This window comes from Nocardia vermiculata NBRC 100427, from assembly GCF_001613265.1.
Lineage (GTDB): Bacteria > Actinomycetota > Actinomycetes > Mycobacteriales > Mycobacteriaceae > Nocardia > Nocardia vermiculata.
In genome coordinates, this window is sequence record NZ_BDCA01000051.1 from 1 (window position 1) to 8,249 (window position 8,249).

Annotated in this window: 9 protein-coding genes and 1 pseudogene; 3 read left to right on the top strand and 7 right to left on the bottom strand. The window is 66.9% G+C overall.

Annotation, left to right across the window (positions count from 1 at the left end):
• On the bottom strand, positions 1 to 1,303 hold a 1,303-nt coding region (locus NV2_RS29845; protein ID WP_157103154.1), incomplete at its 3' end, for a nitrate- and nitrite sensing domain-containing protein.
• 290 nt (positions 1,304 to 1,593) lie between these two features.
• On the opposite strand from NV2_RS29845, the gene NV2_RS29850 reads away from it, so the two are divergent.
• A complete protein-coding gene (locus NV2_RS29850) occupies positions 1,594 to 3,147 on the top strand; it encodes a succinic semialdehyde dehydrogenase (protein WP_067882091.1) in 1,554 nt (517 codons plus the stop codon).
• A gap of 6 nt (positions 3,148 to 3,153) precedes the next feature.
• Here NV2_RS29850 and NV2_RS29855 read toward each other — a convergent pair whose 3' ends face one another.
• Positions 3,154 to 3,489: a hypothetical protein gene (locus NV2_RS29855; RefSeq protein WP_067882094.1), complete on the bottom strand. Its 336-nt coding sequence runs from the start codon at positions 3,487 to 3,489 to the stop codon at positions 3,154 to 3,156.
• 123 nt (positions 3,490 to 3,612) lie between these two features.
• On the opposite strand from NV2_RS29855, the gene NV2_RS29860 reads away from it, so the two are divergent.
• Positions 3,613 to 4,353, top strand: a complete 741-nt coding sequence (locus tag NV2_RS29860) for a M50 family metallopeptidase (RefSeq protein WP_157103155.1) — start codon at positions 3,613 to 3,615, stop codon at positions 4,351 to 4,353.
• Here NV2_RS29860 and NV2_RS29865 read toward each other — a convergent pair.
• The 5 genes from NV2_RS29865 to NV2_RS29885 all read right to left on the bottom strand — a co-directional run bounded on the left by NV2_RS29865 (position 4,314) and on the right by NV2_RS29885 (position 7,823).
• The gene (locus tag NV2_RS29865; protein ID WP_067882100.1) at positions 4,314 to 5,153 is read right to left on the bottom strand and encodes a tetratricopeptide repeat protein; all 840 of its coding nucleotides are present in this window, start codon (positions 5,151 to 5,153) and stop codon (positions 4,314 to 4,316) included. The two genes, NV2_RS29860 and NV2_RS29865, sit on opposite strands and share 40 nt — an antisense overlap.
• A gap of 92 nt (positions 5,154 to 5,245) precedes the next feature.
• Positions 5,246 to 5,470: a hypothetical protein gene (locus NV2_RS29870; RefSeq protein WP_245662837.1), complete on the bottom strand. Its 225-nt coding sequence runs from the start codon at positions 5,468 to 5,470 to the stop codon at positions 5,246 to 5,248.
• 69 nt (positions 5,471 to 5,539) lie between these two features.
• Complete coding sequence (locus tag NV2_RS29875) at positions 5,540 to 6,082, bottom strand: DUF8020 domain-containing protein (protein ID WP_067882106.1); 543 nt, start codon at positions 6,080 to 6,082, stop codon at positions 5,540 to 5,542.
• A 247-nt stretch (positions 6,083 to 6,329) separates the two neighbouring features.
• Positions 6,330 to 7,151 carry an SDR family oxidoreductase gene (locus NV2_RS29880; RefSeq protein ID WP_067882109.1) on the bottom strand — a complete coding sequence of 274 codons (822 nt, stop codon included), beginning with the start codon at positions 7,149 to 7,151 and terminating at the stop codon, positions 6,330 to 6,332.
• 36 nt (positions 7,152 to 7,187) lie between these two features.
• The gene (locus NV2_RS29885) at positions 7,188 to 7,823 is read right to left on the bottom strand and encodes a TetR/AcrR family transcriptional regulator (RefSeq protein ID WP_084475706.1); all 636 of its coding nucleotides are present in this window, start codon (positions 7,821 to 7,823) and stop codon (positions 7,188 to 7,190) included.
• A gap of 208 nt (positions 7,824 to 8,031) precedes the next feature.
• Between NV2_RS29885 and NV2_RS32545 the strand changes: the two are divergent.
• Positions 8,032 to 8,249 (top strand): annotated as a pseudogene (locus tag NV2_RS32545) (vWA domain-containing protein); the annotation flags it as partial.

An 8,249-nucleotide genomic window follows, 5' to 3' on the forward strand; every position in this document is an offset into this window, starting at 1 on the left:
CGAGCTGGCGATGCACCACCATCTGGCTGCGGTGGGCGATGTTGAGGAACACTGCCCGCACACCCTCCCGGGTCCGCGCCTCGGTGATCGCCGCGGAGACGGCCGCGGTGTGTGCGCGGTTGAAAGCGTTGGCGACCGAGCCGATCTCGTCGTCGCCGAAATCGAGCTTCCCGGCCTCGGTATCGACGTGCTCGCCCGCACTCACCTTGCGCATCGTCTCGGGCAGATCGTCCTGGGCCAGTGCCAGAGTCTCGCGACGCAAGCGTTCGAGCCGGCCGATGAGACGATTGGCCAGCCACAGCGACAGCAGGAAGGCCACGATGGCGAGGGCGAGCACGCCCGCGCCCGCCCACAGCGAGGCGGTGGCGGTGCGCTTGCCGTCGTCGACTGCCATCTGGTTGGCATGGTCGTTGAGGTAACCCCATGCGGAGATGACTTCCTCGGACAGCTTCTCCTGTGCGGTTCGCCAGTCCGCGAAGCTCATCGGCGGCGCTGCGACATCGCCGTACTTGTCCGGGGCCGGCGGCCTGATGAGGTAATTCTCCATCGCGGCGACCTGCTGCCATTCCGGCGAGGTCAGCACCGCCTGGAGCTTGTCGGCGGCCGGGTCACCGGTGAGATCGGCGGCCAGCTGCGGGAGTTCGGTGCGGTAGTAGCCGACCAGATTGCGGTAGTCGTCACGCAGTGCATCGCTCTGCGGACCACCGCGCAGTTCGGCGGGAGTGAGCGCCGCCGAGCGTGACATCCCCTCCATCGCATGCAGCGTGCGCAGACCACTGACGAGCTCCAATGCAACCGTGGCATCGGGCGCAGTGGACATGATGAGGTTGGTGCCGACCGCCACCGCGTCGAGAATTCGGTTGTAGACCGCATAGGTGTCCGCGAGTGACATCGCCCCGGCGTCGATCGCCCCGCGGATCTGCGGCAGCCGCTTCTTCAGGGTGTCGAATCCACCTGTGTCCGCACCGATATTGCCGCCCGGACTGTCCTCCAGCTGGTTTTCGTATGTCTGTAGTTTCTCGAATGCGGTGTCGAGCCGGGCACGTACGGCGTTGAGCGCCGCCGGATCGTTCTGCTCACCGGACAGATGCCACAGCGACAGCATCCGTTCCTGTTCCACCGCGGAAACCACCTCGCGCGCATGGCTTGTGGCATCCCGGTTGATTGCCGCCCAGTCCTCGGATTGCTGCCCCTCCCGCACCAGATATCCCGCCGTGCCTACACCTATCCCGAGCAACGCCAAGCTTGGAATAAGCGCGATTGCCAGGACCCGAGTACGGATACTGAGGCTCGCTTTCAACATCGACACAACATAACGGGTCCTGTTTCGAACTTCAGGTTTGGTACCGCTCAACGGGATTCGCGTTGACGGGCTGGATTGCATACGAATGTCCTGGTCGAGGCGAAATCGATAACGAAACGCGGATGGGTCACAATCTACACACTATGACCGACGTCACGTTTGAGTGCTGTTCAGCGCTCGAATGGCGTAGTTGCGGCGATGGCGTCGATGGCCTCCGGCTTGTGTCTCCCACGGCCGCGCGCGCGGTAGATTACATGTGTCCGATGGTCACTCATATGCGGGAGGCGAGGATGGCACTACCGGAACCGGCGGTATTCGAGCGACTGCGCACATTCGCATCGGTCGACGATGCGGTGGAGCACGATCGCACCACCATCGCCGAAACATTCACCGGCCGCCCGCTGGGAGAGGTGCCGATCGGCACCGCGGATGATGTTGCCGACGCTTTCGGCAGAGCACGTGTGGCCCAGAGCCGTTGGGCGGCTCGCTCGGTAGCCGACCGCGCCGCGGTGCTCGAACGCTACCGGAAACTGGTCGTTGCCGAGCGCGGCTATCTCATGGACGTGATCCAGGCCGAAACCGGCAAGGCCCGGTGGGCTGCACAGGAAGAGATCATGGGTCTGATGTTCGCCGCGCGCTACTTCGCCCGGACCGCCCCCACCCTGCTGCGTGCACATGCGGTGCCCGGCGCCTTCCCGCTGCTGAACAAGGCCCGGGTGCATACCCAGCCGAAGGGGGTGGTCGGGGTGATCGCCCCGTGGAACTACCCGATGCTGCTGTCGATCGGTGATGCGATTCCGGCGCTGCTGGCGGGGAATGCCGTCGTCGTGAAGCCCGACAGCCGAACCCCGTATTCGGCGCTGGCGAATGTGGAATTGTTGCTGCGAGCGGGAGTTCCGCGTGATGTGCTGCAGGTGGTCCCGGGCCCCGGCACGGTAGTCGGGACCGCGATCGTCGACAACTGCGACTATCTGATGTTCACCGGCTCGTCGGCGACGGGGCGCACCCTCGCCCGGCAGTGCGGCACCCGGCTGATCGGATTCTCCGCGGAACTGGGGGGTAAGAATCCGATGATCGTGACCCGCGGCGCCGACCTCGCCAAGGTGGCCCGGGCGGCGGTGCGCGCCTGCTTCTCCAACGCCGGGCAACTGTGCATCTCGATCGAACGGATCTACGTCGAGCGCTCGATCGCCCGCGAATTCACCGAGCGCTTCGTCACTGCGGTACAGCAGGCGAAGCTCGGTCCTTCCTATGACTTTTCGGCCGATATCGGCAGCCTCATCTCGACGGCCCAGCTGGAGACGGTGACGCAACACCTGGCCGATGCCACCGCCAAGGGCGCCGAAGTGCTCACCGGCGGCCGGGCTCGCCCCGATCTCGGGCCGTTGTTCTTCGAGCCCACGGTGCTCACCGCCGTCACCGACGAGATGACGTGCGGCCGGGAAGAGACGTTCGGTCCGCTGGTGTCGATCTACCCGGTGGCAGACGCCGACGAGGCGATCGGCAGGGCGAACGACACCGAATACGGACTGAACGCCAGTGTGTGGGCAGCCACGCCGTCCGAGGGAGAAGCCATCGCCGCCCGACTGCGCGCCGGAACGGTCTGTGTCGACGAAGGGTATGCCCCAGCATGGGGTACCACCGGCGCGCCGATGGGCGGGATGGGCATTTCCGGAGTCGGCCGCCGGCACGGCCCCGACGGTCTGCTGAAGTTCACCGAACCGCAGACCGTCGTGGTGACCCGTGGACTGAATCTGGATGCCCCCTTCGGTCTCCCGCAAGCGGCGTGGCAGGGGGCGCTGATGACCCTCGCGCGCGGTTTGCGATTCCTGCCACGCCGATGATCGGCGCTACCGGTTGAAGAACATGCCCGGCAGATCGGCCTTCTTGATCGGGGTCTCGGCATTGCGCTGATTGGCGCACAGAAATCCGACCGCGGCCATGGATGCGTCGACGGCGGTGCCGGCAGGCTCGTGGTCGTCGCCGGACTGTTCCTTCACGAACTTGGTCACCGTCATCCGCTGTGTGTCGGCGTCTTGCTGCACATACTCGCTGCACGGCGTGTCGCCGCCTTTGTTGAGTGCCTGCTGCACATCGGAGCATCCGGTCAGCAGGCCCGCGCCCAGCGCAGCCACCGCGACGATCCCGAACAGCGCGGGAGCGGTTCTGATGCGCCTGGATGTCATTCGTTCTCCTCGTCGAGGCCGAGTGCCGGGCCGATCCCGGCAATTCGACCGCAAGCCTAGGCGTTCCCGTTTCGGGGACCCCGTCGCACGGGTGGGAACCACCCCGGCCGCTACCCTACGGCGGTGCAGCAGTCTCAGGTGGCCGATGCGGTGTCGTCGGTGACGGATCGATTGACGACGATATCTCCGCAACCGCCGGTGTGGGTGGTGCTGGCGACGGCCGCGGCCGCGGTCGCGGTGGTGCTGTACCGGCCCGTCTGGCGGGTCCTGCGGACCTGTGTGACGATTGCCCACGAAATCGGGCATGCGGTGGTGGCGGTGTGCACCGGTCGCACCCTGAGCGGCATTCGCCTGCATTCGGACACCTCGGGGGTGACCGTATCGCGCGGCAAACCACGGGGTTTCGGCATGGTGCTGACCAGCCTCGCCGGATATCCGGCACCGTCGGCCGTCGGGCTCGGGTTCGCGATACTGCTCGGCACCGGGCGGCAGACGTTGATGTTGTGGATCCTCATCGCCGCACTGGCGGTAGTGGTCCTGTTGATCCGCAACCTGTTCGGATTCCTCGCGGTGATATGCGCGGGTGGCGCGGCATTCGCGGTCTCCTGGTACGGGAGCGCGATGTGGCAAGGCGTTTTCGGCTATGCGGTCAGCTGGTTTCTGCTGTTCGGCGGGGTACGGGCGGTATTCGAACTGTGGCAGGTCTCGGTGCGCGGTGACGGTTCCGATGCCGATCAGCTGGCCTGGCTCACCCGCATTCCCGCGCGGGTGTGGGTGGTCGTTTTCGGCTTGCTTACCCTCGCTGCCCTTGTGATCGGCGCAGGTCAGCTGCTTGGCGCCGAGTTCGGCGGCATCCTGGGCTGAGTCGGCGGGCGGTTCCCGCGAGCCAGGGCCCGCCAATGCCGCGCCGCCTCCACATCTCCCCGGCGCTCGTGCACTTCGGCCAGTCCGGCCATGGCGCGTGGATCGCCCTGTTCGGCGGCCAGCCGCCACCAGCGCTGAGCGTCGGCGAGCGCTCCGGCGCGGTAACCGAGGACACCGAGATCGTAAGCGGCACCCGGGTGGCCGAGTTCGGCCGCCTGCTGCCACAGGTGCTGGGCCTGTGTGATGTCGCCCCGCGTGTGCGCGGTGCTCCCGAGATCGTAGAGGGCGCTGCGGAAGCGTTCCTGCTGTCCGGTGGATTCGGCGGTCGTCGTGACCGTCACCACCAGCTCGCCGAAGTCCGGTGGGCCCACACCGGTACTGCACCGCAACACCATCGCGGTATCGGCACCGCGTTCGATGACGACCCCGTAGTTGCCGGTCCAGGATTCGGCGGCTCCCGACGCGGTCATCCAGACCGGTGTGAGCGTGTATGCCGCGGCCCGCCCGGTGCGTGTCAGCCTCAATTCCACGCCCTCGGCGACGGCGTCGGACCAGACGTCCACACCGGGCAGGCGGCGCCCGCGCAGCATCACCTGCCCGTCGAGTACGGACAACCCGATACCGAGGCCGAGCAGTCCCGGCGGGGGCGCCGCGGACACCAGCGACAATCGGACGACGGCCTCGTCGCCGGGGAGACGCTGGGAGTACATCGGGTGAACGGTGACACCGTGCCAGTGGACCGGGGCGGTGCCCGCGTATCGATCGGCCAGCGGAGGGTTCACCTCGTCGGTTCCGGCCATCGTGCCGCCTTTCGCCGCCGCTGCGGAGGATCGATGCACTGCCGCGCACACCGTAAGCCCTACGGGTCGAAAATGGTGCCGAACCGGCCGGTTCAGTCCTCGCTGCCGCTGCGTTCGCCGACGAATGCCCGTAATGCCGGATCCGCCGAGGCGATGCGGCCTACCTGGTCACCGCCGGTGCATTCGAACAGTCCGATGGTCAGCAGCTCACCGCGCCGGCCCAGCACTCGCCACACACCACCGCTGTCCTGCCAGCGGACGAGATCGTCTACGGGGGAGTTCGTGGCTTCGGCCATGACACCATTGTGTCCTGCCATACCGGCTCACCTCGAGCGGCTCGACGGGCCGTGCGGTTTCCGAGCCTGCACCGCACGGCCCCGCGCCGGTTACGGCGTCGAGTATCCGATGAGGGCACCGATCCCGGCACCGATCGGAACGGTGATCAGGGCACCGACCCCGCCGAGGAAGAATCCCAGTACAGCTCCGATGCCGGCACCGACCAGAGCTCCGATACCGGCGTTGTGCTGCTTGCGAGCCAGCGTGTCGGCAGCCTCGTCGATGGCCTGCGCAGTGTGTGCGTTCGCCGACTGCGGTGTCAGCGTGAGGGTGCGGCCGGCATTGTCGATCCGCGGGGTGAGGCCGACGGCACCGGCGGCGGTACGTAGGCCCAGCGGCACGGCCGCGACGGTTCGGCCCGCGACATCGGTGAGAGTCACCGTATCGCCGGTGACGGCGAAGGTGCCCGCATCGACGGTGGTGGTCAGTCCGGAGCGGTCGGAGGTGGGTGCGGTGACGAAGCCGATGCCCTGTTCCATGCCGTGCACCGCGACATCGGACGCCTGCGCGGGTTCGGCGTGCACCACACCGGCGGCAGCCGTGGTGGCACCGACCGCAAGCAGTGCGGTGGCGGCGAATTTCTTGACTCTCATGGTATTTCCCCACAATCTGTCGACCGGAAGCCGGCCGGCACGTCCCCTGTGGCCGGATCTCGGCCGCACCCATTCTCGCCCAGATATCGTCTGCGCGTTCGGTTTACGCCCGGCCTCTCCGTGACGTCGGCACCCGGCGGGGATTGCCCGTCGTTCGCGAGCGGGATGCGGAGGAGGAAACGTGGTGGGTAGCCGATCGCCGGGCGCGATGCCACCGTAGTGAGCACCGGCCCGGGCTCTCGGAAATTTATCGATCGTCGTCGAGCAGTGTGCTCTGGTAGCGGCGCATACCGGCCAGCCAGCGGTCGTAGTCGGCGCCTTTGCGTCGATACATCTCGAGCACGCTCGCGTGCGGCAGAATGAGGAATTGTTCGGTCTCGAGCGCGGCCATCACCGCGTCGGCGACCGCCGCCGGTTCGAGTATTTCCCCGGCCTGTGTGACAGCGCGGGTGGACGCGGCACCGATCCGATCGCCGGAATCCCGCCCGGCATAGAGCAGGGGAGTGTCGACGCCCATCGGACACAGGCAGCTCACTCGAATACCTTCGTCGCCGTAGGTGACCGACAGCCACTCGGCGAAACCGACCGCAGCGTGTTTGGTGACCGAATACGTCGCCGATCCGATCTGTGTGAGCAGCCCGGCCGCCGAGGCGGTCGTGACGAAATACCCTTCGCCGCGTGCGAGCCACCGGGGTATCAACTGTTGCGCCGCCCGGATATGGGCGCGCACATTGACGTCGAAGGAGCGGTCCCAGTCCGCTTCGGTTACCTCGAGCCCGGCCGCACCGGCGATCCCGGCGTTCGCAAAATACATCTCGACCGGACCGAAGGTGTGTTCGGCCAAGGCCAGCAGACCGGCTATCGCTTCCGGGTCGGCGACATCGGCACCGGCACCGACACAGCGGCCGGGCTGTCGAGCGCTGATCTCGGCGGCGACGTTCGCCGCCGCATCCCCGTCGATGTCGGCGACCACCACGCGCGCGCCGGCATCCACCAAACGAGCAGCCAGCGCACCGCCGATGCCACCGCCGCCGCCGGTCACGACAGCCACCTTCTCAGCAACCCGCATGGCACACCCCTGTTCCTGTTCGCGATTGCGTTCACCCTAGTCGAGCGGTATGCGGAGCGCGTTGACCCACAATCGGGTCGCGACGGCAGTGAGCTCATCGATGTCGACCGGATGCTCCGCGTCGTCACCCGCGACGAAATGTCCGAACGCCAAGCGGCTGACCATGCCCGACAGTGCCCGCGACGCCAGGACCGGATCGAGGGTGGCGTCGGCGAGGCCGCGCTGTTGCAGCGATTCGATGCTGCGTGCGTTGCGCGCGATGAAGGCATCGGCGCGGCGCTGGCGCAGCACCCGGAATTCGGGATCGATATTGGCGACCTGTTCGAGCAGCCCCATCAGTTCCGCATTGCGCTGATAGGCCTCGAAGTACGCGCGGTTGCTGGCGGCGACGATCGCGGCCGGATCGTCGTTCTCGGGCACGTGCGGCATGCCCGGATGCAGCATGTCTTCCTGAGCCTGCTCGAGGACCGCCGCGAAGATCTCTTCCTTGCTGGAGAAGTAGGTGTAGAAGGTGCCGGACGAGCAGTTCGCCGCGGTGGTGATGTCGACCAGGCGGCTGTCGAGATATCCGGATGTTTCGAATACCCGGCGCGCGGCGGCAATGAGGGCCGAGCGGGTGCGCAGACCGCGCTCGGTGGTGGGCAGTTCCCGCAGCAGGGAAGTCCGGGCCATCGACGGTGCCGCCTCCGGACTGCGATCGTGCTCCCCAGACTTTGCCATGCAGCAGTTATAGCCCACACCGACCACGGTGCCCGGGGCACTGCCGGATACGTCCTATCGGCTATTTCGGGAAATGTTCTCGCGAACCGTCCCCGGCCGCGCGGAAATCTGTTGCGGCGCATAAGGTCGTTTGATCTTGCGAATGTCTGACTGGAGAGGTATGTCAACTTTGAGAAGGCTGCTGGCTATCGGGGCCGCGGCGGCGGCCGTGGTCCTGACCGCAATGCCGGTGCAGGCCCAAGAAACGCAGCAGCCCGCGTACGCGCCCACCATGCTGGTGCTGGATGCGTCGGGTTCGATGCAGGCCCCCGACGCCGGTGGTGGCACCAAGATGGACGCGGCCAAAGCCGCCGTGCATACCTTCGTCGACGCGGCACC

Coding starts and splice junctions, on each gene's coding strand:
- NV2_RS29850 (WP_067882091.1), top strand. CDS start 1,594: ATGGCACTACCGGAACCGGCGGTATTCGAGCGACTGCGCACATTCGCA.
- NV2_RS29855 (WP_067882094.1), bottom strand. CDS start 3,489: ATGACATCCAGGCGCATCAGAACCGCTCCCGCGCTGTTCGGGATCGTC.
- NV2_RS29865 (WP_067882100.1), bottom strand. CDS start 5,153: ATGGCCGGAACCGACGAGGTGAACCCTCCGCTGGCCGATCGATACGCG.
- NV2_RS29870 (WP_245662837.1), bottom strand. CDS start 5,470: ATGGCAGGACACAATGGTGTCATGGCCGAAGCCACGAACTCCCCCGTA.
- NV2_RS29875 (WP_067882106.1), bottom strand. CDS start 6,082: ATGAGAGTCAAGAAATTCGCCGCCACCGCACTGCTTGCGGTCGGTGCC.
- NV2_RS29880 (WP_067882109.1), bottom strand. CDS start 7,151: ATGCGGGTTGCTGAGAAGGTGGCTGTCGTGACCGGCGGCGGCGGTGGC.
- NV2_RS29885 (WP_084475706.1), bottom strand. CDS start 7,823: ATGGCCCGGACTTCCCTGCTGCGGGAACTGCCCACCACCGAGCGCGGT.